The sequence below is a fragment of the Brevibacillus invocatus genome, from assembly GCF_003710915.1.
GTDB lineage: Bacteria > Bacillota > Bacilli > Brevibacillales > Brevibacillaceae > Brevibacillus > Brevibacillus invocatus.
In genome coordinates, this window is the sequence record NZ_RHHR01000003.1 from 38,605 (window position 1) to 53,238 (window position 14,634).

Below are 14,634 nucleotides of genomic sequence, written 5' to 3' on the forward strand. Positions count from 1 at the left end.
ATTCCGCTGCCGGGATGCTTTCGGCCGCCATGTTTATGGCGCTCCATAAGAAAAATAGCTCTCCTCATTGCCCAGCAAGCAGGCAAACAGGAAAGCTATTTCTTTTTGCTCCGTTTAATTGGCATCAGGGACATAAAACTTCCCTTGCCAGCTATTACGGCGCTTCAATTCTGCATCGATACCGTTCAGCACTTCCCACTTCTTGCGGCTCCACATCGGTCCGATCAACAAATCCGGCGGTCCGTCGCCAGTCACGCGATGCACAATCATTTCAGGCGGCAGAATCTCCAACGTGTCTGCAACCAGATTCGTATACTCCTCCTGAGACAGGAAATCGAGCAAACCAGCTTCATATTGTTTCACCATCGGCGTTTTGCGCAACAGATGAAGCAAGTGAATCTTAATCCCCTGCACGTCGAGATGAGCGACTGCATTGGCGGTCTGCATCATTTCTTCGTGTGTTTCCCCAGGAAGGCCGTAAATGATGTGCGAGCAGATGCGAATGTTGTGCTTACGCAGCTTCTCCACAGCATCCAGATAGCATTGATAATCATGTGCCCGGTTAATCAATTGCGCTGTGTGCTCATGGATCGTCTGCAGTCCCAGCTCCACCCACAAATAGGTGCGCTCGTTCAGCTCCGCCAGGTACTCTACGACCTCGTCAGGCAGGCAATCGGGCCGCGTAGCGATCGATAGGCCGACTACACCTTCTTGCTTCAGGATGACCTCATACATTTCACGCAGTTCTTCTACAGGTGCATACGTATTGGTGTAGGCCTGGAAAAATCCAAGATATTTGGCTTGTGGCCATTTTTCATGCATCCTGTTTTTCACATCATGAAACTGGCGCTCCAAATCCATGCGTCGGTCTCCGGCGAAGTCCCCTGAACCTCGGGCACTGCAGAAGGTACATCCTCCTGTAGCGACCTTGCCATCCCGATTGGGGCAGCTAAAGCCTCCATCAAGAGGCACCTTGAAGATTTTCTCCTGAAAGGTGCCTCGCAAATGGTAGTTCCATGTATGATAACGTTTGTCTCCCCACAAGAGTGGAGTATCGTTGTTCGTTTCTTTGCTTGTCGTACTCATCGTATTGCTCCCTCCTCGCGCAGCTGTTGTGTCCGCATAGCCACTGTTCTGCTAGCTGCCGCTGCGGGCCTACCAAGGCTTATTGAATCTCCCTGGCTCCCGATAATGAATCATGTTATGTTCGACCATCAAGTCATTATACCAAACCTGTGTTCCTTGGTTCCAGTAAAAATCCGAGGAAAGCTGGGCAAGGGTTGGCAGTCAACTCCAAACGAAAATCCCCCTGAATGCCCAAATGTTTGTCTGGCATACCCAGGGGGATGAAGGACTTGTTTTATTTCATGCGATCCGCAATGCTGTTCAAATGGATTTTAAGTAACTAGTTATTTGAACTGATTCAGGTTGTTTTGCGCAGATTTGTTTTCCGGATTCAGCTCGACGGCTTTTTGAAATGCCTCTTTCGCTTTCTCGCGCTCCCCGGTAACATCGTAGCAGATACCTAAAATATTCAAACCGCTTGACTTCTCTTTATTGTCCTTTGAAGCGTCCACGTATTTTTGAGCATAAGTTATAGCCTCTTCGTACAGCTGCAATTTCGTTAAAGCTGCAGCTAGTCCATAATTTGCGCGATAATACGAAGGATCCTGCTCGAGCGCATCTTCGAACCAAGTGACGGCAGTGTTCAGATTAAGTGTCTTGCCGCCGGTCCCGTTTAAATACATATTTCCGATCCAGGCCATACGGTCCGCAATCATGTTTTTGTACGGTCCCTCTGCCGCTACCTTCCACTCGCCATTTTCCACTGTTACCGAGCGTTTGACCGTGGCAGCTTTATCCTTGTTCTCGATAGCGTCATGACCATTCTCGATAACATCAAACACGACGGTATCGCCGTTCTTTTCAGCTTGTTTGACCTCAACTTTTTTTAGTTTTGTTAACTGCTCATTGAGTTCCATAAACTGAACGAACTCATCTCTCGTCGTGGCTTGCTTGTCCGACTCTAAAAGCATAGCGTAAGCAGCTTTGTAGTCCTCGTTTATGATATTTGCGTAGTATGCTTCCAAGGTCTCTTTCGGATCGCCCTTCGGAGAACAGCCAACAATCGTGATAACCAATGCGAGTAAGATCATGGATAACGTGATTCGTCTCATAGCGCACCCCTTCGTTTTGTAGGTATTTGATGATACCAAATGCTCTCAGCTGGTAGCTCGTCTACAAGAAACAGATCTTCCTTGAGAAATTCTCTATCGATGCTTATTCAGGCAGATTAACCATCTTTTAGAAGAATGTTTTACCGAAGTATTGATTGACGTATTTAAACATTCCTACACATTGAAAAAAAATAACATCCTTTGCACTCAGTTGATTAGTTGAGTACGCAGGAAGTCCCGTTATTGTGTTTATACAGTTGTCAATCCCGACTAAAGGATGGCGTCCCAGGAGAGATTCGAACTCCCGACCGTACGCTTAGAAGGCGTATGCTCTATCCAGCTGAGCTACTGGGACAGTTTTGGAGGGAGTACCCGGATTTGAACCGGGGGTGAAGGTTTTGCAGACCCGTGCCTTACCACTTGGCTATACTCCCGTAAGATGGGGCGATCGATGGGACTTGAACCCACGAGTGCCGGAGCCACAATCCGGTGCGTTAACCCCTTCGCCACGACCGCCATGTTCGATGTTGATGATTGGTTGCAAACCTTTTATTGGCAGGGGCAGTAGGAATCGAACCCACACCAAAGGTTTTGGAGACCTTCGTTCTACCTTTAAACTATGCCCCTCTAATGGTAGCGGTGGAGGGGCTCGAACCCCCGACCTTTCGGGTATGAACCGAACGCTCTAGCCAGCTGAGCTACGCCGCCGCAAAACGTGGAACCATTGTATGAAAACATATGGCGGAGAGTGAGGGATTCGAACCCTCGCTACGCTTGCGCATACTAACGGTTTAGCAAACCGTCCCCTTCGGCCTCTTGGGTAACTCTCCATATGATATGTACCGTTTATCAGGTACGCTACTGCCGCTCCATTTCTTTTAGAGGCGACGAAATTTAATATAGCACAGGCTAAAACGAATTGCAACAGGAAATGCTAAATAATTAGCTGTTCTTTCCAACCCACACCCCCATTCCCACTGAAAGGAAACCTTATGATACGTGCTGTTAGTTACAATATTCACAGTGGTCGTGATCTATTCTGGAGAAAGCGACTGGACCAAATGGCAGCAAGTTTTCAAGAATGGAACGCTGATGTGATCTGCCTGCAGGAGGTTCACCAAAACAGCAAATACGGGTACCAAGCTCGCTTTCTTGCGGACCAGCTGCGCTATCAGTTCCTGTTTGCGCCGTCAATCCAGATCGCGGATGGCTTTTATGGAAATGCCATTCTTACTCGCCTTGCCTGCACGCGTTTCCAGACAGTCTTTTTGCCAGCAAAGAAAGAAAAACGCACCTTGCTTCAAGCATCACTCGTCTGGCAAGGAAGAGAATTCCTGGTTTGGAATACCCACTGTAGTCTTCAGGCAACAAGCCGCTCTTCTCAACTCCAGCTGCTGAGGACATTAGCCCGGCAAGAGCAGGAGACTCCCCTGCTATTATTTGGCGACTTTAATGCTCCAAACATCACCTTTGCTCCATTGCTGCGTGACTGTGCATGGGAACTAGGCAAGGAGAGCTTGCCTACCTTGCCTGCTTTTCGCCGACGGCTTGATTACATCTTCGCCTCTCCACATTGGCAGGTACATGATTTTACACTCTCAAACATCGCTTGGTCCGATCATGTACCGGTCATCGCGGAGCTTGACTGGCGGGAACGGCCACACCCAGTTCCTGTAAAATGAAGGATAGCACATCGATTAGTCGCGCAGGTACATCGAAGCGGTTGGACGCGCCTGCAATGAGCAGCGGGATGAGCGAATCCTGTTTATGCAACGAACCGTGACTTCCGCCCCCCAGATGCGTTGGGGATAGCTCCGATAGGAATTGATACCCCGGTGCAGCTGTCAGGACGACGACCGGACATGATTGGGAAAATAAGGAGCCATACAAACGGGAAAAGGCATCCGGGTAGCTGCTGAACAGGATTTTCCCTCCATCTTCTTGCAGTTCCAGTACACTCATGTCCCCTTCCATCCCCCATGCTACCCCATAGATGTCGGTACAGCTTCCATTTTTCCAAAACCGAAGCGTCTTATCACCTCCACCTCGCCTGACGACTACCTGCTCCCCTTCTCTCCAGGCGATCAAATCGATGCGCGGGTCCTGGGTAACAGCTTCCACTACCTCGGTTTCAATGGTATGCTTCCCAACCGGGTACAAATAGGTCATTCGCTCATTATTGCAAATGATGACATCTACATCATCTGTCAGCTCCGCCCCCAAACGATGAATGGAAAAATGGTTTAGAAGGGTATCCAGTGAAATGTTGTGATCCTTGCTTTGCCCGATCACCGTTTGACCATGATCACTAATCAAAAGGATGACGTTCCTCTCCAACGCTTGCTCCCAAGTCTCAAAGCTGTCGAGAAACCGCGCCAATTCTTGATCTACTTTCGCCAGATGGGAAACAGCCTCATGCGGTGACTTATGTAGCTTGTGGTCGTTATCCGGCAGATAGACCAAGGTAAAGTGGGGCTGCTTACCGCTTTTGAGGACTTCGATCAGGACATCGATTGCATATGTATCGTTAATCCCGTAGCTCTCCATCATAGACTGGGCAAAATTCCAGGTAATCGGTCGAAAAAGCTCTGGCCGAACCAGTGTACCGAGGCTCATGATCGTAGGCCCGCTCACCTTTTCATTGAGCTTGAAGCCTGTCGCAGCATCCAGTACTGGTGGCATATGTACCTTGTGCTGTTTATGACCGCGGTGTGCAATGACGTTGATGGATCCGGACACCAGCTTGTTTTCCTCGAGGATCTCATGGATCGTTTTCACGTCACGGCTGAGATGCCGTTCATTCAAATCAAAGAGGACGTTGCCAGCACAATGTGAAAGCCCGATCCTTTGTACCGGCAGAGAACCGTTAATATAGTTCACCATCTTCTTTTGTTCGGGGTCGTACCAGACCAAGCCAGGTACCTTGTGACGGTCCGGATAGACTCCCGTGATCAACGAGCAGTCAATCGACGCTGTCATGGTCGGAAAAACCGTGACACAATCCGAAATATACTGTCCCCGTTCCATCAGAAACTGTAATCCTGGCGCCTGTTTGGCAGCGATGCATTGCTCGAGCACTTCCGGCATCATAGAGTCTATCAGGAAGAGAATAACCTTTTTCAACTCTGCCACCCCTCGTCCTTTTTTCTTGCCGCAACTGTTAGGGTTTGATTGTTGAAAGGATGCTATACGCCTGATTGTGAAAACCTCAATCCATGCAATTCCCGCAAAACAAAAGCAACCCCCTTTACCGAAGAGGCAAAAGGGGCGAATTTCCCTATTTCATTGTATAGAAAAGGGTCAGATTATTGCCTGATTGTTCAAGCTTCAGCGACGGGTTTGCTTCCAGGTACGGCGCCAGCGGGATATATTCTTCTTCACTGGTTATTTCTTCATCAATCAGATGGGCAAGAACGGCAGCACGAATGTTCAGGCCATCATTTTCTCGCTTGAACAAAGGGTGTACGGTCGGGAAGAAAATGCCGTTGATCACGGTATCCCCATCCTGGTCGCTTAACTGCAACGATTTGACTCCCAGTGATTGCAGGGCTTCCACCACCTGCGCTGCATCATCCTCCACGACAATGTCTGGTTCCAGACCCACATGATTGACGACTGTGTGCTTCGGCGTGAAGTACTCATTCAACGTCAGCTTGAGTGCATCTCCTTCAGAGAGCAGCATGACTTGCTGCGCACTGCCTTTTCCATACGTTTTGGTTCCGACGAGTTTAGCTACCTCATGATCCCGCAATGCCCCAGCCAAAAGTTCTGACGCAGATGCGGAGCCGCCGTTTACCAAAATTCGGACTGGGATGCCAATATCTCTTCCATTGCGTACCCAGGTTTCCACTTCCACACCATTGCGGTTCGTGGTATACATCAGCAGGCCCTCTTCCATAAACAGGCTTGCAATATCTCTTGCCGAGGACAGATAGCCACCGCCGTTATCCCTGAGATCAAGAATCAGCCCTTTGAGCGGCTTGCCTGTTCGCGCAAATGCAGTCAAGTAATCACGAACCTGGTAAGCCCCGTCCGATCCAAAGGTTTCCAAGCGAATATAGCCAACCGGTTCATTGGCAAACAGCTGTCCTTCTGCTTCAGGCAATGTCAGCATGGCTCGTTTCAGACGCACCTGCAATTCCCGGCTCTCGGACGCACGGTACACCGTCAACAACGCCTCGCTACCCTCAGCACCTTTGAGATACGCGTATGCTTCCTCAAAGCTCTTGTCCTCAAGTTTAATATCATCTACCTTGATGATTCGATCGCCTCGCTGAAGCTCAGACGCTGCTGCTGGTGAATCCGCTACGATTTCACGAATGATAAAAGCGCCATCCTGCAATCTCAGACGAAAGCCAAATCCGACAAATTCATTTTCCACACTGGATTGAAAGTATCGAAGCTCATCATAGGTAAAAAATACGCTATGAGGATCGTCCAGGCTCTCCAGCATCCCATTGATCGCCCAGTAGTTGAGCGTCGTGGCGTCAAGCCCTCCCTTTCGTTGCCATTCCGCCAATCGCCGCTCCAGTTCATGGAGCGTATCATCTTCGGAAGAATACAGCAGTTTCATCTGTTTTTCCTCTTCTGCCATTTTGCTTGCTAGCTGCAAAGCCCCCTGTATCAATTGCTTTTCATCCGGTCTGCCGAGATGACTTTCCATGATATTCCAGAATACCTCTTCTGTCTCCGTAAAGGACGGCTGTTCGGCGGACACGGACAGTGCGAGGCTCAAGAACATGACCGCTGCCAGGAGAATGTGCGAGATTCTCTTCATCGACTCACCTCATTTTTTACCTGCTCAGGAATCGTGACTTTTACGTTGGCATTGTACTCGTAGATGTCCGTACCAGAGTAGGCTACGTATTCCTGGCTTTCGTAAATTTCTTCGTACCGCCAGAAATGTTGAATCAATTGATCACTTTCACGGTCGATATAGTACTTGTTCATGTACAATGGTGCGCTCAAGATTTTGCCTTTTCCCAACACTACCTGACGTCCCTTTTCTTCCAAAAACGGCCGTGGTATCCATTCCGTGATGACGTCGTAGCGTCCATAGGACTGCTTGTAATAGCGGGCATTCAGATCGCGAATCCGCTCGTTGATGTTTTTGGCACCCACCCATTCATGCAAAAAGTCGAGTTTGTTTATCCGGTTTTTTACCCATTGCTCACTTTCAGAATCATAGGTGTAATGGATTCTATCCTTCGTATCGGTGTAAGAGTCCATGGGGTCCAAAATTCGTTTATAAGGAGATTGGAAGTACCCGGTGGTCCGACTAGCTTTCTTTTCCCGATCGATATCCTGCGTGTACTTGAACAGGTAGCCGCTGAGTACAGACTCTCCCTTGACCTGCATGGTGGACGCTCTGTCCATTTTGCGCAGGCTGTAGGCGAGATCCAGAGCAATAGCGGACTGCTCCTTTAACGAAGAAATATCTTGCTTCAGCAGCTTCACCAGCTGCACCATCCGCGTATCATTTTTGTAAGGCGACAGAGATGTGACCAGCTCTTCCGCTTCAGCCATGCGGTCCTGTGCGATCAAATAGTACGTCACATTGGTCAGCGCCTCATGGTTTTCAGCAGCGAATGAACGATATCTGGTCAATGCATCGTCGATCTTCCCTGCTTTTATTTCCAAAGCAGCAAGATAGATCACAAGCGATTCCCATTCATCCGTGTCTTCCTTTACTTTTGACTCGTAGGTAGAGAGCCGTTCCAATACCTTGCCATATATTTTGGAATCTGAAGAACCCATCTGCAGCGCAAGATCATAGACGTTTGCGCTAAGCAATTGCAGCGTTTCCGGCAGGATGATTTTATCCTCGAAATACGCGTCGATTGCCAGAAAGGCTTCATTCAGATTGTCTTCGAGCGTAATGTTCGGGTCCCAGCTCAGATAGTAGTGAGCGCCAATCTGGTTCGGAAAGGATCTTGTCTCCAATTTGCGCAAATCGCTGTACGTCTGCTCGGAATCCATCTGATTGATAATCGCATCAACAGCGTCCACATACTTTTGTTCTTCCACCGATTTCTGAGCGGTGTAGGTTGCAAATAGCGGAAATACATCCTGAATCTCTGGAACCATCGGAAACTTTTGACCGTCGTAGTCAAGCAAGGGAAGAATCGGGTCCTGCATCAGATACTGCATCAAACGGTCTGCGGCAGCTGCTGCTTCCCCTCGTTTCAGCTTGTCGTTCTTTTCTCCTTCCAGCCATCCCCAGCTTTTTACTTCCTCCAATGCAAGCGAGCTGTCCTCTCCCATCGTGAACATCAGCAGCAACTTGGCTGCCTCGTCCTGAGAGATGGCTTGATTTGGACTCATATTTTCGCCAGGAAAGACCGTCTGGATCGAGCCTGGACCGTAAAGCCGATCCAGCAAAAAGGAAACGCGCAAAGTCGGGCCGTACATCCACGTAAGGCGATCCACGTCTTTATAAGGCAGATAAGGTTCGGCAAAGCCTTCCCCTTTCGACAATTCCGCATGTTCGGACAGGAATGTCAGCGGGTATAGCTGATATTGGCCGCCCTGGTATACGCGGTCCAGCATTGCCACAAATTCCGCACGGGTCATTTCCCGATTGGGGTAGAAGTGAGGAACCTTGCTACCTGCAGCAAACAAGCCGGCCTCAACACCTCGAATGATGGATGAGCGTGCCCAATGCTTGCTGATATCGTCGTAGGGAAGAAAGCCCCCAGCAGCAGAAGCCACGCCAGGGGTGATTGTGAGCATACTTGTGACAAGTACCCCACACGCAAACGTCAGTATTCGTTTTCGCACATGAAATCCTCCTACTATTCGGTTGGTAGGCCGTTCTGTTAAATAAATTGGAATGGATCGGTATGTGTACGAGAGGCGATGACCTCCGTCTCGTATCCATGCTCCTTCAGACGTTCCTGCAAGTAGGCGGATAGTTTATCCTTCATGATCTTCTCAATGTTATGCCCCGCATCGATGATGGACAGACCATCTGCCTGGGCATCATGTGCCGTATGATAGCCGATATCCCCGGTCAGGTAAGCATCCGCTCCGCGGAAAATCGCTTTGGACGCAAATGAGCTTCCATCGCCACCGACGACAGCAACCTTTTTAATCGTACCATCCAGATCACCGACTACGCGAACACCCTTCAAAGAAAAGCGCTGCTTGACCAGCTCAGCCAGCTCTCTGAGGCTCATCGGTTGCGGGAGATTGCCGATTCTGCCGATTCCATAGCCTGTACCTGGCATATCCAGCGGAATGATATCGTACGCGACTTCCTCATACGGGTGAGCAGAAAGCATCGCCTTGATGACGTCCGATTGACGAGATGCAGGCATAATTAGCTCCATTCGCACCTCTTCCACCTTTTCCAGCTTTCCTTGCGTTCCGATGAAAGGCTGTGTTCCTTCAGAGGGCAAAAAGGTACCGACTCCCTCCACCTGGAAAGAGCAGTGATCGTAATTACCGACCTTCCCCGCCCCTGCGCCGCAGACGGCTTGGAAGACGGCATCTCGGTGGCTCTTTGGAACGTAAACAACCAGCTTTTTCCACGCATCGCGATGAAGAACATCCAGCACCTCGACATCAGCCAAACCGATCGCTTCAGCCAGCCAGTCGTTCATGCCCCCTACTGCCACATCCAGATTGGTATGCGCTGTATATACGGCGATATCATGCTTGATCAGCTTTTCGAAAACACGTCCCGCTGCAAGATCGGTACGGATATTTTTCAATGGACGGTAAATCACAGCGTGGTGCGCCACGATCAGATCCACACCTTCGGCAATCGCCTCATCCACGACGGATTCGAGTACGTCCAGCGCGATCATGACCTTTTTTACCTTTTTTTGTAAAGTACCTACGTGCAACCCGATTTTATCGCCTTCCATCGCCAAGGCTTTGGGAGCCAGACGCTCTACTTCTTGAATGACTGTTTGTCCATGTGCAAACATGCTAACACCCCATCTATCCATTCAATTTCGCTCTCAATTTGCTTTAAGCGCTCTTTGGCTTCTGGTTTATCTGAACGCTCAAGCTGAGTCCGTACTTTGGTCCACTTCTCTCTTTCATGCTGCCATTTGGTATGCAGCTGAGGCGGCTTCTCCTGCCAGAGAAATGGGCCGATGCGAACCAGCTCTTCCAGAGTCCGATCCGTTTGTGCATAAGGCGCATTGGCATCTCCACGCTCTGCTACCAGGATCTCATAAAGAATACCGTCTTCCTCCAATATGGTTTCGCTTACGAGTTGCCATTCGTTTTCCAAAAACCAGTGTCTCACCAGCTCTTCCCCTACATTTGGCTGCAAAATCAACCTTTTTACACCTGTCAATTTTTCTTTTCCATTTTCTAATATGGAGGCAATCAGCTGTCCACCCATCCCGGCGATGCAGACTACCTCTACTTCCCCAGGGTTGATAACCGCCAAGCCATCTCCTTTTCGCACAGAAGCACGGTCTCGTATCTGCAAGGTATGTATTTGCTTCAAGGCTGCCTGATAAGGTCCTTCGTTCAATTCACCGGCAATCACGAAGCTGGCAATATCCTCTACAAGTAAATAAGAAGCCAACAACGCATGATCCGATCCGATGTCGGCGACGCGGGCTCCTTTAGGACAATAGCGGGCAATCGTCTCTAGCCGCTTTGAAATTGTTACAAATGTCATCGTCTATTTCCACCTTCCATATCCTATATTTTACCCTATTTGCTCGTCATTGCCCAATCATAATTCCCCCCTTTTCATAGCCATATTACGACAAAATCCCTGCCATTTCATACATGGCAGGGACGCTTAGCTTCGAATATTTACGAACAGCCGATTTCTCGAGCAATGACATTGCGCAGAATTTCAGAAGTGCCTTCTCCTATTTCCAAAAGTCTCGCATCGCGGAAAAAGCGCTCCACTTGATATTCACGCATATAGCCATAACCACCGTGTATTTGGATCGCCTGATGGGTGACGGACATCGCCACCTCAGAAGCGTACAGCTTTGCCATCGCCGCTTCTTTGGTAAAGCGCCTGCCGTTTTCTTTCAACCATGCTGCTTTGTACACCATATTGCGCGCCAATTCAATCTGCATCGCCATATCGGCCAGCTTGTGCTGAATTGCCTGAAAATGGCTTAGCGTATTTCCAAAAGCAGTACGCTGCTTGGCGTATTGCAGCGCCTTTTCGTACGCTGCCTGAGCGATTCCGACGGCCATCGCTCCAATACCGATCCGACCGCCATCCAAGGTAATCAAGAACTGTTTGAAGCCCTCACCTTGCTTGCCCAGGATATTCTCTTCTGGAATCCGTATATTCTCCAGCACCAGCTCTGTGGTGTTGGAGCTATGCAAGCCGAGCTTGTCATAATTAGCCAGCACTGAAAAGCCTGGTGCATCCGTCGGCACGATAAACGCTGTAATCCCACGAGAGCCCTTCTCTTTTTCCGTAACAGCCGTCAATGCGAGGAAAGACGCATAAGAAGCGTTGGTAATGAAGCATTTTGAGCCATTGATCACCCACTCGTCTCCCTGAAGCTCCGCTGTCGTCTTGGTTCCGCCTGCATCGGAGCCCGCATTCGGCTCTGTCAGCCCAAAAGCCCCCAAGCTCTCACCGCTGCATATTTTGCTCAAGTATTTCTCTTTTTGCTCCTCCGTGCCGAACAAATGCAACGGGGCTCCACCCAAGGATATATGCGCAGAATAGGTGATTCCCGTCGAACCGCAAGCACGGCTCAATTCCTCCACCACAATCGCGAAACTGATGGCATCTGCACCAGCCCCGCCGTATCTTTCTGGAAAAGGTAGCCCCATCATGTTCAGATCAGCAAGCTGCCGAAAAATATGAACAGGAAATTGCTTGGTTTGATCACGTTCATCTGCACCAGGAGCCACTACCTCATCCGCAAATTCCTTCATGACTTTTTTTAGCATTTTTTGTTCAGAAGTCAAATCGTAGTTCATTCATACCCCTCCATGTAAACGCTTTAGCATAGGTTGGACAAGGATTTCAAGATTTCGACTGAGCGTTTGTTCAGAATTGTATCCCTATTATACACCATTGTTTCCCAGATGTGTTGTTTTTTCCTTCATCCATTTTAGGACAAACGAAAAAACACGCCTAATTGCGGCGTGTTCCCAAGATCATGGCTCCCAAAAAAGAGATTGCTGCCAATATGTAACCTACATTGTAAGTAGGAAATCCAATCATGAATCCTACTGTTTCGGCCCCAAGGAAAAAGCCAGCCAACAGGACACCAATCAATACCATCCACTTGTTATCCACTTGCGTCACCTCTGTCTTGCATGATGTCATGCTCAGGCGCTACAGCCGCAGCCAAGCATACCAGTACCCTCTTGTGAAGAAAAAGAAGGCAGAAGCCAAAAACACTTTGATAAACAGCAACAGCTGAATCAAGTCCCGCAAGGCATCGGGGATGTACAAGGACTGAATTTCCGCACCAAAGAAGCAGAGCAGTCCGCATATGGAAAATACGCCAGCCCATTTCGGATTCGCTTGATGCATCATGAATCCAAGTCCTGTCAGGATAGCGGCCAGAGGTACCCAATACAGCTCAGCCAGCCACCAGGTATATTCCTCCCCTACCCGGTCCTTCGTTGCGATCCCATAAAGCAAAGCCAAACCGAGCATACCGCAATAAAGCAAATAGGTAAAGCCGAAGACAAAAGCGTTCGCGCATAAAAAGACGCAGAGGATGCCGAGATAGATCAGGATAAAGGCAAGGGAGCCATTCAACTGGAGGATGCTGTAGATGCCTCCCCAGATTAAAATCAGGAAGCATAATCCGAGAAAAAGATGGGTCAATGGCACTTGCGAACGGCGAAAAACAAATGCCAGTATATAGAAAACGAGTGCAAAACAAGCAAAGATGGTAATTTGCATTGGGGTTTGAAAACGGTTAAAATGAAAAGCAAGTAAGATCAAACCAGCGATAATAAAGGCGCCGACTAGCCAAGCCAGGATCATTTTTCCGGTAACCGGAGAAACCTCCCGTCTCGCATACGCATAGGCTACATCCGTCGCACTCCCTGTACCGGTGGTTTTTCCTGGTCGAGCAACTGACGAATCAGTCCCGCTTTTTCCTTGCTTACCCGTGGTGACCGGAGTAGCTGGTCGATCCCCTTCTGTATACAGGTTTAAAAGGAAAATGCAGTAATGTTCAGGCAGCAAATGATTGCGCCGCCAATTCTCAATTTCCGCTATGATGGTTCGTTTGCGCTGGTCTTCCAACGCGGCCCCTCCTTTATTGACGGAACTGTCGTCATTACATATGTAAACATTCCGATAGAAAAATAAAAGCCTACGTCGGCTGTACGTAGGCCACATACCTTATATCGGTTATTCGAGGAAATCTTTTAAGCGTTTGCTTCTACTCGGATGGCGAAGCTTTCTTAAGGCTTTAGCTTCGATTTGACGAATGCGCTCACGCGTAACGCCAAACACTTTCCCCACTTCTTCTAATGTACGGGTACGGCCGTCATCCAATCCAAACCGCAAGCGAAGTACGTTTTCTTCGCGATCTGTCAGCGTATCCAGCACGTCTTCCAGCTGCTCTTTCAACAACTCATAAGCCGCAGCATCGGAAGGCTCGAGCGCATCCTGATCTTCGATAAAATCTCCCAGGTGTGAATCGTCTTCTTCCCCAATTGGTGTTTCCAACGACACAGGCTCCTGTGCGATCTTCATAATTTCGCGAACTTTCTCTGGCGTCAGATCCATTTTTTCAGCAATTTCTTCGGGCATGGGTTCCCTGCCCAATTCCTGCAGCAGCTGTCTGGAAACACGTATGAGCTTGTTGATCGTTTCCACCATGTGCACCGGAATCCGAATCGTACGTGCCTGGTCGGCAATCGCACGCGTAATGGCTTGGCGAATCCACCAAGTGGCATACGTACTGAACTTGAAGCCCTTGCGATAATCAAACTTCTCTACCGCCTTGATCAGACCCATATTTCCTTCTTGAATCAAATCAAGGAAAAGCATACCGCGTCCTACGTAACGCTTCGCGATCGAGACAACCAAACGCAGGTTGGCCTCAGCCAGGCGACGCTTTGCTTCTTCGTCACCTTGCTCAATACGCAGAGCCAGTTTAATCTCCTCTTCAGCGGAAAGCAGAGGAACACGACCAATTTCCTTCAGATACATACGTACAGGGTCATTGATCTTGATTCCAGGTGGAACGGAGAGATCATCGAAGTCGAATTCATCGTTGTCTTCGTCTTTCAACTGCATCTCATGGGGTTCATCATCGTCTTCGCTCTCGTTGTTTATCTCGATTCCCTGATCGCCCAGATATTCAAAAAACTCATCCATCTGATCCGAATCTTGTTCAAAACCAGCAAGGCGATTCGTAATTTCCTTGAACGACAACGCGCCTCTTTTCTTACCTAATTCGACTAATTGTTCCTTCACTTGTTCGATGGACATTGCTTCCATGTCAGAAGTGATGTTTTGTTTGTTCATCTACTATCC

The 14,634-nt window shown here is 48.9% G+C and carries 12 protein-coding genes and 6 tRNA genes; 1 reads left to right on the plus strand and 17 read right to left on the minus strand.

Annotated features, from left to right (window positions below; genetic code table 11):
* Window positions 1-114: 114 nt before the first annotated feature.
* From mnmL to EDM52_RS01030, 8 genes are all read right to left on the minus strand, one after another.
* Window positions 115-1,086 carry a tRNA modification radical SAM protein MnmL/YtqA gene (mnmL, locus tag EDM52_RS00995; RefSeq protein WP_057133843.1) on the minus strand — a complete coding sequence of 324 codons (972 nt, stop codon included), beginning with the start codon at window positions 1,084-1,086 and terminating at the stop codon, window positions 115-117.
* A 323-nt stretch (window positions 1,087-1,409) separates the two neighbouring features.
* Window positions 1,410-2,177 (minus strand): tetratricopeptide repeat protein, encoded by a 768-nt coding sequence (locus tag EDM52_RS01000; protein ID WP_122907175.1) that lies wholly within the window; start codon window positions 2,175-2,177, stop codon window positions 1,410-1,412.
* Between the two features lie 278 nt (window positions 2,178-2,455).
* Window positions 2,456-2,532 (minus strand) — tRNA-Arg (locus tag EDM52_RS01005).
* Window positions 2,533-2,537: 5 nt separating this feature from the next.
* Window positions 2,538-2,611 (minus strand) — tRNA-Cys (locus EDM52_RS01010).
* 6 nt (window positions 2,612-2,617) lie between these two features.
* Window positions 2,618-2,693 (minus strand) — tRNA-His (locus EDM52_RS01015).
* 37 nt (window positions 2,694-2,730) lie between these two features.
* A tRNA-Trp gene (locus EDM52_RS01020) sits at window positions 2,731-2,804 on the minus strand.
* Between the two features lie 4 nt (window positions 2,805-2,808).
* Window positions 2,809-2,885, minus strand: a tRNA-Met gene (locus tag EDM52_RS01025).
* Window positions 2,886-2,916: 31 nt separating this feature from the next.
* Window positions 2,917-3,007: transfer RNA gene (locus tag EDM52_RS01030), tRNA-Ser, on the minus strand.
* A 162-nt stretch (window positions 3,008-3,169) separates the two neighbouring features.
* On the opposite strand from EDM52_RS01030, the gene EDM52_RS01035 reads away from it, so the two are divergent.
* The gene (locus EDM52_RS01035) at window positions 3,170-3,859 is read left to right on the plus strand and encodes an endonuclease/exonuclease/phosphatase family protein (RefSeq protein WP_276531687.1); all 690 of its coding nucleotides are present in this window, start codon (window positions 3,170-3,172) and stop codon (window positions 3,857-3,859) included.
* Here EDM52_RS01035 and EDM52_RS01040 read toward each other — a convergent pair.
* The 9 genes from EDM52_RS01040 to rpoD form a co-directional block, all read right to left on the minus strand.
* On the minus strand, window positions 3,807-5,309 hold the full coding sequence (locus EDM52_RS01040) for an alkaline phosphatase family protein (protein WP_251247968.1): 1,503 nt from the start codon (window positions 5,307-5,309) through the stop codon (window positions 3,807-3,809). The genes EDM52_RS01035 and EDM52_RS01040 overlap by 53 nt on opposite strands.
* 145 nt (window positions 5,310-5,454) lie before the next feature.
* On the minus strand, window positions 5,455-6,954 hold the full coding sequence (locus EDM52_RS01045; RefSeq protein ID WP_122907176.1) for a S41 family peptidase: 1,500 nt from the start codon (window positions 6,952-6,954) through the stop codon (window positions 5,455-5,457).
* A complete protein-coding gene (locus tag EDM52_RS01050) occupies window positions 6,951-8,957 on the minus strand; it encodes an S-layer homology domain-containing protein (protein WP_122907177.1) in 2,007 nt (668 codons plus the stop codon). Before EDM52_RS01050 ends, EDM52_RS01045 begins: the two co-directional genes overlap by 4 nt.
* A gap of 38 nt (window positions 8,958-8,995) precedes the next feature.
* On the minus strand, window positions 8,996-10,111 hold the full coding sequence (locus EDM52_RS01055) for a Nif3-like dinuclear metal center hexameric protein (protein WP_122907178.1): 1,116 nt from the start codon (window positions 10,109-10,111) through the stop codon (window positions 8,996-8,998).
* Complete coding sequence (locus EDM52_RS01060; protein ID WP_122907179.1) at window positions 10,075-10,821, minus strand: tRNA (adenine(22)-N(1))-methyltransferase; 747 nt, start codon at window positions 10,819-10,821, stop codon at window positions 10,075-10,077. Before EDM52_RS01060 ends, EDM52_RS01055 begins: the two co-directional genes overlap by 37 nt.
* 140 nt (window positions 10,822-10,961) lie before the next feature.
* Window positions 10,962-12,104, minus strand: coding sequence for an acyl-CoA dehydrogenase (locus EDM52_RS01065; protein WP_122907180.1), 1,143 nt, complete (start codon window positions 12,102-12,104; stop codon window positions 10,962-10,964).
* Window positions 12,105-12,261: 157 nt separating this feature from the next.
* Window positions 12,262-12,456 (minus strand): hypothetical protein, encoded by a 195-nt coding sequence (locus tag EDM52_RS24320; protein WP_148038721.1) that lies wholly within the window; start codon window positions 12,454-12,456, stop codon window positions 12,262-12,264.
* 9 nt (window positions 12,457-12,465) lie between these two features.
* Complete coding sequence (locus tag EDM52_RS01070) at window positions 12,466-13,392, minus strand: hypothetical protein (protein WP_122907181.1); 927 nt, start codon at window positions 13,390-13,392, stop codon at window positions 12,466-12,468.
* A gap of 108 nt (window positions 13,393-13,500) precedes the next feature.
* Window positions 13,501-14,625 (minus strand): RNA polymerase sigma factor RpoD, encoded by a 1,125-nt coding sequence (gene rpoD, locus EDM52_RS01075; protein WP_122907182.1) that lies wholly within the window; start codon window positions 14,623-14,625, stop codon window positions 13,501-13,503.
* Window positions 14,626-14,634 lie beyond the last annotated feature (9 nt).

Excerpts from the sequence above, each read along its gene's own strand:
- mnmL (WP_057133843.1), bottom strand. The coding sequence starts at position 1,086 with ATGAGTACGACAAGCAAAGAAACGAACAACGATACTCCACTCTTGTGG.
- EDM52_RS01000 (WP_122907175.1), bottom strand. The coding sequence starts at position 2,177 with ATGAGACGAATCACGTTATCCATGATCTTACTCGCATTGGTTATCACG.
- EDM52_RS01035 (WP_276531687.1), top strand. The coding sequence starts at position 3,170 with ATGATACGTGCTGTTAGTTACAATATTCACAGTGGTCGTGATCTATTC.
- EDM52_RS01045 (WP_122907176.1), bottom strand. The coding sequence starts at position 6,954 with ATGAAGAGAATCTCGCACATTCTCCTGGCAGCGGTCATGTTCTTGAGC.
- EDM52_RS01055 (WP_122907178.1), bottom strand. The coding sequence starts at position 10,111 with ATGTTTGCACATGGACAAACAGTCATTCAAGAAGTAGAGCGTCTGGCT.
- EDM52_RS01060 (WP_122907179.1), bottom strand. The coding sequence starts at position 10,821 with ATGACATTTGTAACAATTTCAAAGCGGCTAGAGACGATTGCCCGCTAT.
- EDM52_RS01065 (WP_122907180.1), bottom strand. The coding sequence starts at position 12,104 with ATGAACTACGATTTGACTTCTGAACAAAAAATGCTAAAAAAAGTCATG.
- EDM52_RS24320 (WP_148038721.1), bottom strand. The coding sequence starts at position 12,456 with ATGACATCATGCAAGACAGAGGTGACGCAAGTGGATAACAAGTGGATG.
- rpoD (WP_122907182.1), bottom strand. The coding sequence starts at position 14,625 with ATGAACAAACAAAACATCACTTCTGACATGGAAGCAATGTCCATCGAA.